Here is a 17,920-nt window from a genome sequence, read left to right as displayed (position 1 = left end):
GAGCGGAGCTGAGCCCCGTCAGCGGGTGCGGGGGAGGCGCAGGGCGAACACCGTGCCCGCGGGTGAGGTGCGCTCGACCTCGATGCTCCCGCCGTAGCGGGTCGCCGCCTCGCGCACGAGGGCCAAGCCCAGCCCGAAACCCCGGCGTCGGCCCGACTCCGCCCCGCGCGCGAAGCGTTCGAAGATGCGGGGCAGATCGTCGTCGCGGATGCCGGTGCCGCCGTCCGCCACGCGGATGACGACGTCATGGTCGTCGGCGTCGGCGGTGATCGTCACGTCGGAGCCCGCGGGCGCGTGTCCGATCGCGTTGTCGATGAGGGCCGTGCACATGCGCACGACGGTGACCGCGGGTACCGCGACGGGCGCGCTCGTCAGCTCGCCGGGGCGCAGGCGCACACCCGCGTCGCTCGCGAGGGAGGCGAGGGCATCGGTCGCCGTCCGCACGCTGTCGTCGACCCACGCGGTGCCCGTGTGCACCTGGCCCTCGGCGGTGAGCAGCATGTCGGCCAGCACGTCGTCCATGATCTGCGCGTCGCGCCGCAGCTGGTCGAGCGGCTCGTCGGCCGGCTCTCCGCGGTGCAGCCGACGCTGCACGATCTGGATGCGACTGGTCAGGGCCGTCAGCGGGGTGCGCAACTCGTGGCTCGCGTCCGAGACGAACGCGCGCTGCCGACGCAGAGCCTCGTCGAGCGGGCGCACCGACCAGCGGGCCGCGGCCCAGCCGACGAGCCCGAGCACCACGACCCCGAGCACGCCCAGGCCGACGACCCAGGGCAGCACGTCGTCGAGATCGACGACGAAGCGGTCGCCGATTCCCGCGCCGCCCGTTCCCGCGCCGCCCGGGCCGCCGCGATGCCCCCCGCCCTCGGTGCGGGCCTGCGTGACGAGGACGGCGATCAGGATGCCGACTCCGACGGCGATCGCGACCGCCGACGCGCTCGCGACGAGCGTGCCGACCCGCACGGCCGCCCGTCGCACGATCCGGCGGTCCTCGTCGGCGCTCACCGCTCGGCCCCCGCGCGATAACCGCGTCCGCGGACCGTCTCGACGAGGTCGGTCGCGGTCTTGCGGCGAAGGTAATGCACGTACGTGTCGACGGTGGTCACGGCATCCGGAGAGGAGAACACGGCACGGGCGATCTCCTCGCGCGAGAAGACGTGGTCGGGGCTGCGGGTGAGCAGCTCGAGCACGGCGTTCTCAGTCGAGGTGAGGGCGACGCGCTCACCGGAGGGACCGTAGACCACGGCCGTGTCGGGGAGGTGGGTCCAGTCGGCGACCGCCCGGCGACGCCCCTCCGCTCGGAACCCGCGCCGCAGCGCCCGCAGGCGCGCCAGCAGCTCGTCGAAGTCGAAGGGCTTCAGGAGGTAGTCGTTCGCTCCCGCGTCGAGCCCCTCGACGCGGTCGGCGACGGCGCCGAGGGCGGTGAGCATGAGCACGGGCGTGGTGATGTGTGCGGTGCGGAGGTCCCGCACGATCTCGGCTCCGTCGCGGCCGGGCAGGCGGCGATCGAGCAGGATCACCGCGAAGCTGTCGCGCAGGGCGCGATCGCGGCCCGCGGTGCCGTCGCTCTCGTGCACCACCTCGTACACCTCGCCGAGCACCTCGATCGTCATCGCGGCGATCTCGGCGTCGTCCTCGACGTAGAGCAGGCGCGGCCGTGGCGTGGCGGCCCCGCTCACTGCACCCCCGCGCGCGGGGGGCTCACGTTCCACCCGAAGCGCTCGAGGGCGTCGAACAGGCGCCGGGCCTGCGCCCAGGCCACCGCACCCGAGACGTCGGAGTACACGTCGATCGCGAACGGCGGCGGATCGGCGAACTTGGGGATCTCGACCTCGGCCCACGCGTGCGGGGCGAGCCAGACGCGCGGGCTCATCGTGCCGGCCCCGTCCACACCCCCGTCGGCGGCGAAGGCGATCGCATCGAGGGCGTCGATCTTGGTGATCGGCATGTTCACCACGAGCGTCACGGCGTGCAGTTTTTCCGGCATCGCGATCCTCCCGCCCTCATCCTCACACGTCGACCGACGCCGCGGGGCGGGCGCCGTCGCCCTCCTCGCCCACGTTCATAGCCGGTCCACAGGATCGGTGAGGGGCCCGAGAGGGTCGTCCGCCCATGCTCGATCCATCGCCCCCGCCCCGACCGATGGAGGACACCATGAGCAGAATCCCCGAGACCGAGATGACCCCCGACGGCCCCGCCTACGAGGGCCGACTCCTCGACCGCGCCGACGAGCCCGTCGTGGATCAGGGTGCACCCTTCGACATCCGTACCCTCGTCTCGCGCCGCGGCATCCTGGGCCTCGTCGTGCTCGGCGCGGGAACCGCCACGCTCGCCGCGTGCGCCCCGTCCGCCTCGGGTACCGCGACGGCGACCGCGACCGCGTCGTCGACCCCGTCGGCAACCCCCACGGCGACCGCCTCGGCCAGCCCCACGGCGACCGCGTCGAGCGCGGCGGCAGCCCTGCCCTCGGGCGAGATCCCCGACGAGACCGCCGGCCCCTACCCGGGCGACGGGTCCAACGGCGCCGACGTCCTGGAGCAGTCCGGGATCGTCCGCAGCGATCTGCGCTCGAGCCTCGACGGTGGCGCGACGGCGGCGGGGACGCCGATGACCCTGAACCTCACCGTCTTCGACACCGCCAACGGCGACGTGCCCATGACCGGCGCGGCCGTGTACGTCTGGCACTGCGACACCGAGGGCAACTACTCCATGTACTCCTCGGGCATCGAGAACGAGACGTACCTCCGCGGCGTGCAGGTCGTCGGATCGGACGGCGTCGTGTCGTTCACCTCGATCTTCCCCGGGTGCTACGACGGCCGGTGGCCGCACATCCACTTCGAGGTGTACCCGAGCGTGGATGCCATCACCGACGCCTCCAACGCGATCGCCACCTCGCAGGTCGCCCTCCCCGAGGAGACGTGCGGCGTCGTCTACGCCGACACGAGCCTGTACCCGTCCTCGGCGTCGAACCTCACGCGCGTCTCCCTCGACAGCGACAACGTCTTCGGCGACGACGGGGGAGCCCTCCAGCTCGCCACGACCTCGGGCGACAACGCGACGGGCTGGACCGTCTCGCTCGGCGTCCGTGTCGACACCACCACCACCCCGACCGCGGGCGCCGCCCCCGGCGGGCGCTGACCCGAACCGAAAGGCCCCCCTCCCATGCTGCAGAACCTCACCGGCTGGCACGCCCTCATCGTGCTCGCCGTCATCGTCCTCATCTTCGGCGCCGCCAAGCTGCCGGCCCTGGCCCGCAGCCTCGGGCAGTCGGTGCGCATCCTCAAGACCGAGGTCAGCGATTCCGGGGCCGAGACGGCGGCGGCCCCGCTCGATCGTTCCGACGACCGTGCTCCGCTGACGACGGCCGTGCCCGTCGCCTCCCCGCCGAGCACGACATGACCACCGCCGTCGCCCCCGTCGCCGCGCACCTCGCCGAGGCGACCCGGCGTGCGGTGCGGGCGGCGGCGGCCGTCGCCGTCTGCGCCGTCGTCGGCTGGTTCCTGTACGAACCGGTGATGGACCTGCTCCGGGCCCCGATCGCGCAGATCGCGGCCGATCGCCAGGCGAGCCTCAACTTCGACAGCGTCACCGGAGCCTTCGACCTCCACCTCCGGGTCGCCCTGGTGGCGGGGTTCGTGCTGTCGAGCCCGGTCTGGCTCTATGAGCTGTTCGCCTTCGTGCTCCCCGGCCTCACCCGGCGCGAGCGCCGCTACGTGCTGGGCTCGGTGGGGGCCGCGGCTCCGCTGTTCGCCGCGGGATGCGCGACCGGCCTGCTGCTCTTCCCCCACATGGTTGCGGTGCTCGCGGGGTTCGCCTCGAGCGAGGATTCCACGATCCTCGACGCCGGCGCCTACATCGACTTCATCCTGAAGATCGTCGTGGCCACCGGCGTCGCCTTCGTGCTGCCCGTCGTCCTCGTCGTGCTGAATCTGGCAGGGATGCTGCCCGCACGCACCCTCGCCCGCAGCTGGCGGTACGCGGTCGTCGCGATCGTGGTCTTCAGCGCTCTCGCCACCCCCTCGGCCGACGTGATGTCGATGTTCCTGGTGGCGGTCCCCATGGCCGCTCTCTTCGCCACCGCGCTCGCCATCGCCGCCCTGCACGATCGCGCCCTCGCCCGGGCCGCGACGACCCCGATCGCCGAGGAGGCATCGTGTTCGGTCTGACCTTCGAGAAACTCCTGCTCGTCGGGCTCATCGCCGCCGTCGTCATCGGCCCGCACCGGCTCCCCGGGGTCGTCGCGCGTTTCGCGTCGCTGCTCGGAGGGCTCCGACGCACGGTCGACACCGCCCGTGAGCGCGCCGCGATCGAGCTCGGCGTCCCCGTCGACGCGACCGAATGGCGGGCGCTCGACCCCCGGCGGTACGACCCGCGCCGCATCATCGCCGAGGCCCTCGCGGCGCCGGCCGTCACGGCATCCGCCCCGGTCGACGACCCCGAGGTCGAGACCGATCCGATCGCGTCGACGGCACCGGATGCCGCGGGCGCGGCCAGCCCCTCCCTCCCGGCGCGGTCGAGCGTGCCGATGCGTCGCATCCGGGTCGGGACGTCGGCCCACCCGCGGTGGATCGAGGTCCCCGTCGACGACCCCTCCGAGGGCGACGGCGCGAGCCCTTCCGCGCGCGACGAGACCGTGCGGGTCCCCGTCACGACATAGCCTCGACGCATGCCCTCGCCCCGCGCCCAGCTCGAAGCCCTGCTCGCGCGGGGCCCGGGAGACATCTCGCCGGCCCTGCGGGCGCTGCCCGTCGACGGCGAGGCCCGGGCCGCCGCCGTGCTCATCCTGTTCGGCGTGCTCGACGGCATCCCGAGCAGGCGTCGCGCGGCCCACGTGCCGAGCGACCTCGACGTGCTCCTGCTCGCCCGCGCGAGCACCCTGCGCGCCCACCCGGGCCAGGTCGCGTTCCCGGGTGGCCGCGTCGATCCGGGCGACGAGGATGCCGTGGCTGCGGCGCTGCGCGAAGCGCGCGAGGAGACGGGTCTCGATCCCTCGGGCGTCGAGGTGCTGGGGACGCTCCCGGCCGTGCCCCTGGCGTTCTCCCGGCACGAGGTGACGCCGGTGCTGGGCTGGTGGGCGAGGCCGACCTCCGTTCGCGCCGTGGATCGGGCCGAATCGGCCGCGGTGTTCCGCGCCCCGGTCGCCGATCTGCTCGACCCGGCGCGCCGCGGCTCGACCGTGATCCGTCGCGACGGGCGGGAGTGGCGCGGCCCCGCGTTCGCCCTCGAGACGGACGGCGGTCCGCAGACCGTGTGGGGCTTCACCGCGATGGTGCTCGACGGGCTGTTCGACCGCCTCGGGTGGACCGAGACCTGGGATGCCGCGCGCGAGATCGCGCTGCCCACCCCTTCTCCCCACCCGCCCACGTCGTAGCGCCTTCCCCCGCATTCGTCATCCGCGGTGTGCGGCGTCGCCCGGGTCGCTAGCGTGGGATCCGTGACTGCGCCTATCGACCCCACCACCACCGCCGCCTGGTCCCGCCTCTCCGCTCTGCGCGACGAGTTCCAGCCCGATCTGCGCGGCTGGTTCGCCGCCGACGACGATCGGGCCCGCACCCTGTCGCGCACGATGGGCGATCTGCACGTCGACCTGTCGAAGAACCTCGTCACCCCCGACGTGCTCGACGCTCTGCTGTCGCTGGCCGACGAGACCGGCGTGCGCGAGCGCTTCGCCGACATGCTGCGCGGGGCCCACCTGAACACCAGCGAAGACCGCGCCGTGCTGCACACGGCCCTCCGCCGCCCCGCCGGGGCGGAGCCCGCCCTCGTCGTCGACGGGCAGCAGGTCGACCACGACGTGCACGAGGTGCTCGACCGCCTCAGCGACTTCGCCGACCGCGTGCGGTCGGGACAGTGGCGCGGGGTCACGGGCAAGAAGGTCACCCACGTGGTCAACATCGGTATCGGGGGCAGCGACCTCGGCCCGGTCATGGTCTACGAAGCCCTGCTTCCCTATGCCGACGCGGGGATCCACGCGCGGTTCGTCTCCAACATCGACCCCACCGACATCGCGCAGAAGACCGCCGATCTCGACCCCGAGACGACCCTGTTCATCGTGGCGAGCAAGACGTTCACCACCCTCGAGACGCTCACCAACGCGCGTCTCGCGCGCGACTGGCTGTGGGAGAAGCTCGCGGCGACCGGCGCCATCGACGACACGGATGCCGCCCGCACCGACGCCGTCGCCCACCACTTCGTCGCGGTGTCCACGGCGCTCGACAAGGTCGCCGCCTTCGGGATCGACCCCGCCAACGCCTTCGGGTTCTGGGACTGGGTGGGCGGACGCTACTCCGTCGACTCCGCGATCGGGCTGTCCCTCGCGATCGCTCTGGGTCCCGACACCTTCCGCGAGCTCCTCGCGGGGTTCCACCTCGTCGACGAGCACGTGGCATCCACGCCTCTCGCCGAGAACGTCCCGGTCCTCATGGGCCTGCTCAACGTCTGGTACACGAACTTCCTCGGTGCGCAGTCGCACGCCGTGCTGCCGTACGCCCAGCAGCTGCACCGCTTCGCGGCCTACCTGCAGCAGCTCACGATGGAGTCGAACGGCAAGTCGGTGCGGTGGGACGGCTCGCCGGTCACGACCGACACGGGCGAGGTGTTCTGGGGCGAGCCGGGCACCAACGGTCAGCACGCGTTCTACCAGCTCATCCACCAGGGCACGCGCCTGATCCCCGCCGACTTCATCGCCTTCGTCAACCCTGCGTATCCGCTCGCCGACGACGGCCGCGACGTGCACGGATTGTTCCTGGCGAACTTCCTGGCGCAGACCAAGGCGCTCGCGTTCGGCAAGACGGCCGAAGAGGTCGAGGCCGAGGGCACCACGGGTGCTCTCGTCACCGCGCGCACGTTCCCGGGCAACCGGCCCACGACGTCGATCTTCGCGCCGTCGCTGACTCCCTCGGTGCTGGGGCAGCTCATCGCGCTGTACGAGCACATCGTCTTCACGCAGGGCACGATCTGGGGCATCAACTCCTTCGACCAGTGGGGCGTCGAGCTCGGCAAGCAGCTCGCGCTGCAGATCGCGCCGGCGATCGAGGGCGACGACGAGGCGCTCGCGGGGCAGGACGCCTCGACCCGCGCCCTGCTCGACTACTACCGCGCCCACCGGAGCTGACACCGCCGGCGACCCTCCGAGCGGGCCGTTTCAGGAAGTTTCTCGCGACTTTCCGGGGCGGCCCGCTCGGCGTATCCGGCGACCGCGCTCGTCGATCCGATCGGCACGGTTCCGGACGCCTCGGCGGCGAGGAGAAAAAGCCAGATCAGGCGGTATAAGAGATTCACTGGATCGCGCAGGCGGCGGCGCGGTCGATGGGGGAGTGCCGGAGGGGTCCAGGGTGGCCCAGGAAAAGCCGCGCTCCCACGGACCGTTCAGGTAACGAAGAGATAACGCTCAGAACAGGCACCCACACTCGGGGACTTGTGTCGACCCGACGACACGAGATCGCGCTCGATCCCGACGAGCGTGCCCCCGACGAAAGTTCTCTCCTTGCTGCGTTCCGATCTGAAGCTCGTCCATGTCAACCGCGCCCGCCGCACCCTCGTCACCGCCGCCACGTGCGCCGGTCTCGCCCTCGGCCTGGTCGCCACGACCGGGCTCGCGGCGGCCGCGCCCGTGTCGCTGCCGGATGCGTCGGCCTCGTCGTTCGCGTCGCCCGGCACGGCGCTCCCGGTGTCCTCCGCGCCGACGCTCGACGCCGTCACCACGGGCGCCGACACGGCTCTCGGTGAGGCGCAGGCGGCCCTCGCCGGCGCCGACGCTGTGCAGGCCGACGTCGCCGCGACCGGTCTGCCGCTGTCGATCGGTGACGCCACGGTCGACACCGCCGCGCTCAGCGACGCCGTCGACCGGCTCGACTCCCGCGACCTCCTGCCCGTGCTGCTCGTGCCGGCGCTGAGCCAGAACGCGCAGGCCGAGGCCGACCGCGTCAGCGCGCGGGTCGCCGAGGTGCGCACGAGCCTCGACCAGGCCAAGGCCGAGAAGGCCGCTGCCGATGCGGCGGCCGCGGCCGCTGCCGAGGCGCAGCGTCAGGCCGAAGCCGCGGCCGCCGCGGAGGCGCAGCGTCAGCAGGAGGCCGCCGAGGCCCTCGCCCGCGTGAACACCCCCGACGGCGCCAAGGCCTACGCGGCGCAGCTCGCCGCGGAGAGGTACGGGTGGGGGAGTGACCAGTTCTCGTGCTTGTCGTCGCTGTGGACCAAGGAGTCAGGCTGGAACTACCAGGCCTACAACAATGACGGCGGGGCCACCGGCATCCCGCAGGCTCTGCCCGGAAGCAAGATGGCGAGCTTCGGCGCCGACTGGCAGACCAACGCGGCGACGCAGATCGCCTGGGGGCTCGACTACATCTCCCGTGGCTACGGCACGCCCTGCAGCGCGTGGAGCCACTCGCAGGCCGTCAACTGGTACTGAGAATCCTCCCTGCGACCGCCCCGACAGCGCCTCAGCGATATATCGTTATGTATCGCTGACTCAGATCGGGTCCGCGCGAAGGAGGTCGTCATGAGTGGTTCATTCCTGGGAGACGCGTTCGGCGGACGCGGCGGCAACAACGCCCCCGGCTGGCCGATGTCCAACATCCTCGAGGGTCTCGAGCAGCTGCGCTCGCAGTTCGAGCAGAAGACCAGCTCGTCGCCGCGCATGAACAAGGGCGACGTGCGCTCCGCCGTGCTGTCGCTGCTGCTCGAGCAGCCGATGCACGGCTACCAGATCATCCGCGAGATCGAAGACCGCAGCGGCGGGTCGTGGAAGCCGAGCCCCGGCTCGGTGTACCCCACCCTGCAGCTGCTCACCGACGAGGGACTCGTGCAGTCCGAGGAGTCGAACGGGCGCAAGACCTACTCGCTCACCCCCGAGGGTCGTGCGGCAGCCGGCGACGAGACGACCGAGCGCACGGCGCCCTGGGAGTCGGCCACGTCCCGCGACAGCGGACGCATGACCGCGCTGCCCAAGGCCGGCGTGGAGCTCGCCCAGGCGGCGGCACAGGTCGCACGCACGGGTGACAAGGAGCAGGTCGCGCAAGCGGTCGAGATCCTCGACGAGGCTCGCCGTAAGCTCTACTCCATCCTCGCCCAGGGCTGAGGCTTGCCCGAGCTCGACGCGTGCGGGGCGCACGTCGGCATCCAGGAGGATCGATGACCGACGAGGCCCTCATGAAGGCCCGCTATCGCCGCATCACGCGCTTCGCCGCGCGCTACCTCGTGCAGGCGTGGTGGTACGAGCTGTTCCTGCCGCGGTTCGGCCTCGGGTGGATCTCCGCCCGGGGCCGCACCCGTCGGCTGCAGCGCATCGCCCAGCGCTTCCACGTGCTCGCGGTCGACCTCGGCGGCCTCATGATCAAGGTCGGTCAGTTCATGTCGTCGCGCCTGGACGTCCTTCCCCCCGAGATCACGAAGGAGCTCGAGGGCCTGCAGGACGAGGTGCCCGCGGTCCCGTTCGCGCAGATGCGCGTGCGCGCCGAGAGCGAGCTCGGGATGCCGCTCGAGCGGGCGTTCGCGTCCGTCGACGAACGACCTCTCGCGGCGGCGTCGCTGGGTCAAGCTCATCGCGCCGTGCTGACCGAGTCGCTCGCTGAGGAGACGGGGCTGAGCGCCGTCGTCCTGAAGATCCAGCGCCCGGGCATCGACCGCATCGTCGACGTCGATCTGCGGGCCCTGCGCAAGGTCGGCGTGTGGCTCAGCAGGGTCGCCCTCGTGCGCGACCGGGTCGACATGCCCTCGCTGGTCGAGGAGTTCGCCGTGACGAGCCTCGAGGAGATCGACTACCTCCACGAGGCCGCCAACTCCGAGCGATTCGCCGCGGACTTCGGTGGCGAAGACGGGGTCGCCGTGCCCGAGGTCGTGTGGGAGCGCACGACGCGCCGCGTGCTCACCCTGCAGGACGTCACCGCGATCAAGATCAACGACGTCGACGCTCTGCGCGCCGCGGGGATCGACCCGTCCCAGGTCGCCGCCCGTTTCGCCGCGGTGATGTTCGACCAGCTCTTCGACGACGGCTTCTTCCACGCCGACCCGCACCCGGGCAACGTCTTCGTCACCCCGACCGGCGGTACGGCGTCGGACGGCACCCCGGCCTGGCGCTTCACCTTCATCGACTTCGGCATGATGGGCGAGGTCCCGCCGGGACTGCGTCGCGGCCTCCGCCGCGTGCTCATCGCCGCGGCCTCGCGCGACGGCAAGGGGCTCGTCGACGGCATCCGTGACGTGGGCGTGCTGCTCCCCTCCGCCGATACGATGCAGCTCGAGCGCGCGATGACGCAGCTGTTCTCGCGCTTCGGGGGCATGGGCTTCGCCGAGCTGCAGGAGGTCGACCCTCGCGAGTTCCGCGCGTTCGCGATCGAGTTCGGCGACGTCGTGCGCGCGCTGCCCTTCCAGCTGCCCGAGAACTTCCTGCTGATCGTGCGCGCCATGTCGCTCACGAGCGGCATGTGCAGCGCCCTCGATCCCGCCTTCAACATCTGGGATGCCGTCGAGCCCTACGCCCAGCGCCTGATCCGCGAGGAGAGCGGCAACACGGTGCAGGCGTTCGCGCGCGAGGTGGGGGCGGTCGCCGGAGTCACCGCGCGTCTCCCGCGCCGCATCGACAACCTCATCGAGCGGTTCGAGGACGGCTCCGTGTCGGTGCAGACGCCCCGCATCGAGCGCCGCGTGCGCGATCTCGAGCGCATGGTGCGCCGGGTGGTCTCGGCGGTGCTGTTCACGGGGCTCCTCATCGGCGGCATCCTGCTGCAGGCCGAGCAGGCCGTGTTCGGCACGCTGCTGATGATCGCGTCGATCGCCCCGCTCTCGCACGCGCTGCTCGCGGGCGCCATCGCGCGCCGGAACGGGCTCTGATCCGGGCGGTCACCGCCCGTCGATGATCGACTGACGCCCGCGAAGGCGAAGACGAGGGGCACGAGGGAGAGACCGCCGCGGACGCGATCCACGCGAGGCGACCCACCACGGCACCGAGTCCGGTCTGCGGCGTCCAGGCGCCGGCCGTCCGCGGCGACGAGCGGGGCGCGGCGGACGCCGTCCCCTCGCGTCGCGTGTGCGTGCGAGCCGCTCGACGGCGCCCTGGTCGGCAACCCGCCCGTCGACGTACCGCTCGGACTGCCCCGACGCGGCCAGCGCTGCGGCCACCTCGGCGGCGGGCGCGTCGAGCCGGCGCAGATCCACGAGCAGCTCTCCCCGGGGGTGTCGGAGCGCCGCCTGGCGGCGGGCCTCTCCCTAGACTGGCGCGGTGTCGACCGAACCGCGCCGTCCTCTGTCGGCGTGGCGCTTCGACGGTACGCTCCGCTCCTACCAGGCCGATGCCCTCGACCGCGTCGACGTCGACGCCGGCGGGCCGGTGCACCTCGTGGCCCCTCCCGGGTCCGGGAAGACGCTGCTCGGACTCCTCCTCGCCGCGCGCCGCGGCCGTCGGACGGTCGTGTTCGCCCCCACCACGGCCATCCGCGCCCAGTGGGTCGCCGCCGCACGTGCCCTGGCGCACGACGAGACGGCGGTGTCCGACGACCCGACGCGGCCGGCCGCCCTCACGGCGCTGACGTATCAGGTGCTCAGCGTCCTCGACACCGATCAGCCGTTCGCGGCTCTGGCCCGTGCACGATGGGCGCAAGAGCTCGTCGCCGACGACCGCACGGCCCAGCAGGCGGACGAGTGGCTCGACGATCTGCGCGAGAGCAATCCCGCGGCGTACCGTCGTGGCATCCGTTCCCGGTCGCGGTCCGTGCGGCGCTCCCTCGCCCGTCAGGATGCCGCTGCCCTGACGGCGGCGCTGCACCCGCGCGCCCGCGAGCTCATGGAGCGCCTGGTCGAGGCCGGCGTCGAGACGATCGTGCTCGACGAGTGCCACCATCTGCTCGATCACTGGGCCCTCGTCGTGGCGGCGCTCGTCGCCCGGATCCGCGCCGCGGGGCGGGAGCCCCTCGTCATCGGTCTCACCGCCACGCTCCCTTCGCCCGACGACGCGGACGAGTACGACAACTACGTCTCGCTGCTCGGCGAGGTCGACCTCGAGGTCCCCATCCCCGCGGTGGTGCGCGAGGGCGATCTGGCGCCCTACCGCGAGCTCGTGCACGCGGTCGAACCGACCGACGAGGAGCGCGCGTTCCTCTCGTCGCACGCCGCGGCCCTCGACGAGGCGCTGCGTACGACCTTCTCGGTCGGCGAGGGACGCGCGTTCCTCCGCGACGCGCTGCAGCCGCCTGCGCCGATCCCGTCCTCCGACGATCCGCTCGTCCCTCCCGACGCCTTCGCGGCGCCGGTCCCGGCGTCCGCGGCGCCCGACGACCCGCTCGTCCCTCCCGTCGCGCCGACCTCCACGCTCGCGATCTCCCCGGAGATCGACCGGCGTCTCGCCGCGGCGTTCTCGGCGGACTTCGCGCGAGCCGAGGCCGCCGCCGCGATGCTCTCGGTCGTCGGCCCCGACGATCCCCTCGTCGAGCGGCTCCCGGCGGTCGCCCGCCGCAGCCCCACCACCGACGAGACCATGCGCCTGCTCGGCCGTTACGCCCTCGACCGGGTGTTCCCCGACCCCGACCGCGCGGCTGACTGGAGGCGCCTGCGCCGCCTCCTCGCCGATTTCGGCTACGCCCTCACCGACCGCGGCGTGCGGCGCACGCGCGATCCGATCGACACGGTGCTCGCCTCCTCTCTGGCCAAGGATCGGGGCGCGTGCGACATCCTCGCCGCCGAGCGGGCGCAGCTCGGCGATCGCCTGCGCGCGCTGGTGGTGACCGACTACGTGACGCACGGCAACGTCCACGGGGGTCTGCTCGGATCCGCGGGCGCCGTTCGCACGTTCTCGATCGTCGCGACGGATGCCGGCACCTCGGCGCTGCGGTCCATCCTCGTCACCTCCTCCACGGTGCGCCTGGCCGCCGGGCACGCCGCCGAGATCCTGCCCGCCCTCGAGCGCGAGCTCGGCGTCCCGCTCGACACGGCCCCCTGCCCCGACGACCCGTTCTCGGTCGAGGTGCGCGGAGCGGCCGGTTCGGGCGTCGTGGGAGCGGTATCGCGCCTGCTCACCGCGGGCCTGATCGAGGTGGTCGTGGGCACACGCGGTCTGTTCGGCGAGGGCTGGGACTGCCCCTCCGTCAACACGCTCGTCGACCTCACGGCGGTCGCAACCGCCTCGGCCACGCAGCAGGTGCGCGGACGCACCCTGCGTCTCGATCCGCGCTGGCCCGAGAAAGTCGCGCACAACTGGACCGTGACGGCGCTCCTGCCGCCGACGTCTCCTCTTGCGGCGCAACCGGATGCCGCCCGCCTCCGCCGCAAGCACGACCGGTTGTGGGGTCTCGACGCCGACGGCTCCGGACAGATCGTGCGCGGTCTCGACGCGGCTCTCGGCCGTGACCAGCGGGCGGCGCTCGACGCGGTGCTCGCGAAGGACCCCGCCGCGTCCGTGACCGCGATCGGCTCGCTCGTCGACATGCCATCGCGCGCCGACATCCGCGCCGCCTGGCGGATCGGCACCGCGTACGTCGACAGCGAAGAGGTCTCCGCGCGTGTCGAACGCCCTCGCCGCGCCCCGGTCTTCTCGACCTCCGTCGTCGCCTCCCGGGCGTTGGGGCGGTGGATGGGCGCATCCATCGCGGTCCCCGGCGCGGCGGTGGTGCTGGCGTTCTTCCTGCCCACGGCGGTGGGCGCGCCCCTCGGGCTGGTCGGCGCCGTGGCCGGGACGCTCCTGTCCGTGTCGTTCGCCGCCGCGTGGTCGCGGAGCAGACGGCAGCGTCGCGACGCCCCCGCCACGTTCACGCGCATCGCGAAGGTGGTCTGGAACGCCCTGTCCGAGAGTGGGCGGGTCGCCCCGCGCCCCGCGTCACCGACGGTGGAGGTTGCTCCGCCGGACGCCGACGGCATCCGCATCGACATCCGGATGCCCCGTGCCGCACCGGTCGACCAGCAGACCTTCGCCACCGCGATCGAGCAGCTGTGCGGACCGATCCGCTCGCCGCGCTTCGTGTTGGACGTCGGTGGCGGGGGAGGCCCGTGGTGGGTCCGGCGGGTCCTGGAGCGGGCCGGCCGGGGACGACCGCGCCAGTTCCTCGCGGTCCCCGAGGCGATCGGGCGCCGCCGCGACGACGCCGTCCGGTTCCACGGGGCGTGGCAGGCGCACGTCGGCCCGGCCGTCCTTCACGAGGTGTCGGGGCCGGAGTCCCTCGCCCTGATGAGCGAAGCGCGCCGCGCCGGAGGACTCTCCGGCGCGACGCGCTCGATGGTGCACTGGCGGTGACCGGCTCGCGAGCCGGTCACCGGTCGGCTCAGTACCAGCCGACCGACTGCGAGTGGCCCCAGGCGCCGCAGGGGCTGCCGTAGCGGCCCGAGATGTACCCGAGACCCCAGGCGATCTGCGTGCCGGCGTTGGACGCCCAGTCGGCGCCGGCCGACGACATCTTGCTTCCGGGGAGGGCCTGGGGGATGCCGAAGGCGCCGCTGCCGGAGTTGTAGGCCTGGTAGTTCCAGCCCGACTCCTTGTTCCAGAGCGAGACGAGGCACGAGAACTGGTCATCGCCCCAGCCGTAGCCGGCGAGCATGCCGCGCGCGGTCGCCTGAGCCCCGCCGGGGCTGTTGTCGCCCGAACCGCCGCCCGACGCCGGGGGAGTCCAGGTGGAGCCGCCGCTGCCGCTGCTGCCGGAGCTGCTGGAACTGCTGGAGCTGCTGCTGGATGCGGCCTCTTCGGCGGCGGCCTTCTCCGCGGCGGCCTTCGCCGCAGCGGCTGCCTCCGCCTCCTGGCGCGCCTTCTCGGCGGCCTCCTCCTCGGCCTTCTTCGCCACGGCGGCGTCGAGACCCCCGCGCAGCTCGGCGACGCGCTGGTCGACCGCAGCGGTGGCCGCGGTCACGTCATCGGCGAGGTTCGGAAGAAAGGTGTCGGGGAGAGCGGATGCCGCCTCGAGACGCTCGGTGGCCTTCTCCAGCGCCGAGGTGTCGACGTCGGCGGGCTGGCCGATGTCGAGGCCCGAGGAGGCGATGTCGTTCTGCACCGAGGCCACGGCCTGCATCGAGGTGGATGCGGCGGTGGTCGCGGCGCGTGCCTCCTGGACTTCGGGGCCGCGCGCGGCGGAGAGGGCGGTCGGGGTGGTCGCCGACGCGAGCGAGAACGTCGCGGTCGACAGGTCGGCCGGAGAGGCCGTGGCGGCCGGCACCGTGCCGGTGAGGGCCGCTGCCGCGACGACGCCGAGCACCAGGGCGCTCGCGGTCGTCACGGGACGACGGCGGGAGCGGCGGGCGGCTTGGCGACGGGAGCGACGGTTGTTCAGGGACGTCGAATCAGAGCGCATAGAACCGGTTTCACGTGAGGGAGGGCGGTGCGGGTGTCACCGTCCGACCCGCGTTCGGCGGGCACGAAACCCGGAGCCTGGCACGCCAATCTGGACGGGACCTGGGCGCAGACCGTTCCGGGCTCGCGCGAAAAGCGCCGATCCGAGGCGAATCGTCGGCGGTCCCGGCCGCTCGGGCGCGCGTCTCGCGTGGTCGGCAGACGACCCGGGGGCGTCGTCGTTCAGGGATGGCCGCCCCGGCCGTCTGCGCTGTGGCGATGGCGTGCGCTAGACTGGAGTGTCACTCGTGGGGCTCTGTCCGTTCTTCGGTCGGGCCCGTGACATCGCACGAACACATCCGCTTCGCTTCGACTCGTGGCATGCGTTCGCCCTCGGGCGTCCGGATGCCGACGGCCCCGGTCCGCCGGACCGACGGGCGCAGGAGCCGGAGCCCGACACCCACCCAACTAGGACAACCCACTACATGACTACCGCAACGACCGCTCCCGCTACCAAGCAGGTCGCGATCAACGACATCGGCTCCGCCGAAGACTTCCTGGCCGCAGTCGAGAAGACGCTCAAGTTCTTCAACGACGGCGACCTCATCGAGGGCACCGTGGTCAAGATCGACCGCGACGAGGTCCTCCTCGACGTCGGTTACAAGACCGAGGGCGTCATCCCCTCCCGCGAGCTCTCGATCAAGCACGACGTCGACCCCAACGAGGTCGTCAACGTCGGCGACCACGTCGAGGCCCTCGTTCTCCAGAAGGAGGACAAGGAAGGCCGCCTCATCCTGTCCAAGAAGCGCGCGCAGTACGAGCGTGCGTGGGGCGACGTCGAGAAGATCAAGGAGAACGACGGTGTTGTCACCGGTTCCGTGATCGAGGTCGTCAAGGGTGGCCTCATCGTCGACATCGGCCTCCGCGGCTTCCTCCCGGCGTCGCTCATCGAGCTGCGTCGCGTCCGCGACCTGACGCCGTACCTCGGCCAGGAGATCGAGGCCAAGATCCTCGAGCTCGACAAGAACCGCAACAACGTCGTGCTCTCGCGCCGCGCCCTGCTCGAGCAGACGCAGTCCGAGTCGCGCACCACGTTCCTCAACAACCTCCACAAGGGCCAGGTCCGCAAGGGCACGGTCTCGTCGATCGTCAACTTCGGTGCGTTCGTCGACCTGGGCGGCGTCGACGGTCTCGTCCACGTCTCCGAGCTCTCGTGGAAGCACATCGAGCACGCCTCCGAGGTCGTCGAGGTGGGCCAGGAGGTCACCGTCGAGATCCTCGAGGTCGACCTCGACCGTGAGCGCGTGTCGCTCTCGCTCAAGGCGACGCAGGAAGACCCGTGGCAGGTGTTCGCCCGTACCCACGCGATCGGCCAGATCGCTCCGGGCAAGGTCACCAAGCTCGTTCCGTTCGGTGCGTTCGTCCGCGTGGCGGATGGCATCGAGGGCCTCGTGCACATCTCCGAGCTGTCGGGCAAGCACGTCGAGCTCGCCGAGCAGGTCGTGTCGGTCGGCGAAGAGGTCTTCGTCAAGATCATCGACATCGACCTCGAGCGTCGCCGCATCTCGCTGTCGCTCAAGCAGGCCAACGAGTCGGTCGACCCCAACGGCACCGAGTTCGACCCGGCGCTGTACGGCATGGCCACCGAGTACGACGAGCGTGGCGAGTACAAGTACCCCGAGGGCTTCGACCCCGAGTCGGGTGCCTGGCTCGAGGGCTTCGACGCTCAGCGCGAGCAGTGGGAGCAGGAGTACGCCGCTGCCCAGGGTCGCTGGGAGGCTCACAAGGCTGCTGTCGCCAAGGCTCTCGAGGCCGAGGCGGCCAACCCGACGGACTCCGGTTCGTTCGGTGGATCCTTCTCGTCGGAGTCGCCCGCCCAGGGCACCCTCGCCGACGACGAGTCGCTGGCTGCGCTTCGCGAGAAGCTCTCCGGTCGCTGATCCGTCCCGCATCGAAGGCCGGTACCCCTCGGGGTGCCGGCCTTCGGTCGTTGCGGAGGGAGCTTCAGGCGCCGACCGCAAGCCCCGGTCGCGATGGGGAGAAGGGCGGCAGGATTGCGTCATGGCTTCTCGACTCCCGCTTCTCATCACCCTCGCCGGCGTCGCCGTGCTCTTCCTCGCGATCCTCTTCGTGTTCGCCCTCGTCATCGGCGCGATGTTCTTCGGCGGCATCGAGTTCACCGGTGGGTCGATGGATGCCGCGGCCGCCCCGATCGCATTCCTCCTCGCCGCCTGACCGCGGGGAGCTTCCAGAACCGTCGCGCCCGCACGCAAGGCGGGTTTCGTGGTTTCTCCTGATGAATCGGCGAAAACGGAGGAGCGACACGCCCGGGTGGCCCTACCGATTCGACGGCACGTTCGTTCCGGCGTAACTTATTACTTGTTCGCCCCACAGGGGAGAGCGGAGCGGCCGAAAGGCCCCGCGTCCTCTCAAGTGGTGAGCATCCCCGAAACCCCACTGAATGGTGTAAGGTTTTGGTTCTGGCCAACGTGCCGGTGCCCGATGTCGATCTCTTCGTGAGGTCCCACTGCGGTTCCGGGTGCGAGGGTCGGTGAAGGTAGTGAACTGCCTCACGGGTAGGTCGAGATGACTGTTTCTGTGGGTGCGTCCGTTCCTTGAGAACTCAACAGCGTGCACTTGTCAAATGCCAATTTATTCCTCGTCGATCTTCGGATTGCGAGA

The 17,920-nt window shown here is 71.9% G+C and carries 16 protein-coding genes; 12 read left to right on the top strand and 4 right to left on the bottom strand.

The window, feature by feature from the left end; translation table 11 throughout:
• Positions 1-18: 18 nt before the first annotated feature.
• From RWH44_RS14840 to RWH44_RS14830, 3 genes are read right to left on the bottom strand one after another with little or no spacing between them, the layout of a single operon-like run.
• Positions 19-1,005: a sensor histidine kinase gene (locus tag RWH44_RS14840; RefSeq protein ID WP_316005186.1), complete on the bottom strand. Its 987-nt coding sequence runs from the start codon at positions 1,003-1,005 to the stop codon at positions 19-21.
• Positions 1,002-1,679, bottom strand: coding sequence for a response regulator transcription factor (locus RWH44_RS14835; RefSeq protein WP_316005185.1), 678 nt, complete (start codon positions 1,677-1,679; stop codon positions 1,002-1,004). The genes RWH44_RS14840 and RWH44_RS14835 overlap by 4 nt, the downstream gene beginning before the upstream one ends.
• Positions 1,676-1,987, bottom strand: a complete 312-nt coding sequence (locus tag RWH44_RS14830; protein WP_316005184.1) for a hypothetical protein — start codon at positions 1,985-1,987, stop codon at positions 1,676-1,678. The genes RWH44_RS14835 and RWH44_RS14830 overlap by 4 nt, the downstream gene beginning before the upstream one ends.
• A gap of 167 nt (positions 1,988-2,154) precedes the next feature.
• Between RWH44_RS14830 and RWH44_RS14825 the strand changes: the two genes are divergently transcribed.
• From RWH44_RS14825 to RWH44_RS14780, 10 genes are all read left to right on the top strand, one after another.
• Positions 2,155-3,138, top strand: coding sequence for a dioxygenase family protein (locus tag RWH44_RS14825; RefSeq protein WP_316005183.1), 984 nt, complete (start codon positions 2,155-2,157; stop codon positions 3,136-3,138).
• 24 nt (positions 3,139-3,162) lie between these two features.
• Entirely contained in the window at positions 3,163-3,399 is a 237-nt protein-coding gene (gene tatA, locus RWH44_RS14820) for a twin-arginine translocase TatA/TatE family subunit (RefSeq protein WP_316005182.1), read from the top strand.
• On the top strand, positions 3,396-4,166 hold the full coding sequence (gene tatC / locus RWH44_RS14815) for a twin-arginine translocase subunit TatC (RefSeq protein ID WP_316005181.1): 771 nt from the start codon (positions 3,396-3,398) through the stop codon (positions 4,164-4,166). The genes tatA and tatC overlap by 4 nt, the downstream gene beginning before the upstream one ends.
• Positions 4,154-4,657 (top strand): twin-arginine translocase TatA/TatE family subunit, encoded by a 504-nt coding sequence (locus tag RWH44_RS14810; protein WP_316005180.1) that lies wholly within the window; start codon positions 4,154-4,156, stop codon positions 4,655-4,657. Before tatC ends, RWH44_RS14810 begins: the two co-directional genes overlap by 13 nt.
• A gap of 9 nt (positions 4,658-4,666) precedes the next feature.
• A complete protein-coding gene (locus RWH44_RS14805; protein WP_316005179.1) occupies positions 4,667-5,371 on the top strand; it encodes an NUDIX hydrolase in 705 nt (234 codons plus the stop codon).
• 63 nt (positions 5,372-5,434) lie between these two features.
• Positions 5,435-7,114, top strand: coding sequence for a glucose-6-phosphate isomerase (pgi, locus tag RWH44_RS14800; protein ID WP_316005178.1), 1,680 nt, complete (start codon positions 5,435-5,437; stop codon positions 7,112-7,114).
• A gap of 372 nt (positions 7,115-7,486) precedes the next feature.
• Positions 7,487-8,407 carry an aggregation-promoting factor C-terminal-like domain-containing protein gene (locus RWH44_RS14795; protein WP_316005177.1) on the top strand — a complete coding sequence of 307 codons (921 nt, stop codon included), beginning with the start codon at positions 7,487-7,489 and terminating at the stop codon, positions 8,405-8,407.
• Between the two features lie 90 nt (positions 8,408-8,497).
• Complete coding sequence (locus RWH44_RS14790; RefSeq protein ID WP_298875717.1) at positions 8,498-9,076, top strand: PadR family transcriptional regulator; 579 nt, start codon at positions 8,498-8,500, stop codon at positions 9,074-9,076.
• A gap of 53 nt (positions 9,077-9,129) precedes the next feature.
• Entirely contained in the window at positions 9,130-10,827 is a 1,698-nt protein-coding gene (locus RWH44_RS14785) for an ABC1 kinase family protein (RefSeq protein ID WP_316005176.1), read from the top strand.
• A 388-nt stretch (positions 10,828-11,215) separates the two neighbouring features.
• Positions 11,216-14,215: a DEAD/DEAH box helicase family protein gene (locus RWH44_RS14780; RefSeq protein WP_316005175.1), complete on the top strand. Its 3,000-nt coding sequence runs from the start codon at positions 11,216-11,218 to the stop codon at positions 14,213-14,215.
• A 28-nt stretch (positions 14,216-14,243) separates the two neighbouring features.
• Here the strand turns inward: RWH44_RS14780 and RWH44_RS14775 are convergent, their stop codons facing one another.
• Positions 14,244-15,185 carry an aggregation-promoting factor C-terminal-like domain-containing protein gene (locus RWH44_RS14775; protein ID WP_316005174.1) on the bottom strand — a complete coding sequence of 314 codons (942 nt, stop codon included), beginning with the start codon at positions 15,183-15,185 and terminating at the stop codon, positions 14,244-14,246.
• Positions 15,186-15,723: 538 nt separating this feature from the next.
• On the opposite strand from RWH44_RS14775, the gene rpsA reads away from it, so the two are divergent.
• Together rpsA and RWH44_RS14765 are read left to right on the top strand one after the other, a co-directional pair.
• Positions 15,724-17,178 carry a 30S ribosomal protein S1 gene (rpsA, locus tag RWH44_RS14770; RefSeq protein ID WP_076675012.1) on the top strand — a complete coding sequence of 485 codons (1,455 nt, stop codon included), beginning with the start codon at positions 15,724-15,726 and terminating at the stop codon, positions 17,176-17,178.
• Between the two features lie 121 nt (positions 17,179-17,299).
• Positions 17,300-17,473 carry a hypothetical protein gene (locus RWH44_RS14765; protein ID WP_316005173.1) on the top strand — a complete coding sequence of 58 codons (174 nt, stop codon included), beginning with the start codon at positions 17,300-17,302 and terminating at the stop codon, positions 17,471-17,473.
• Positions 17,474-17,920 lie beyond the last annotated feature (447 nt).

This window comes from Microbacterium phycohabitans (assembly GCF_032464935.1).
GTDB lineage: Bacteria > Actinomycetota > Actinomycetes > Actinomycetales > Microbacteriaceae > Microbacterium > Microbacterium phycohabitans.
This window is presented reverse-complemented; position numbering and strand designations above follow the sequence as displayed.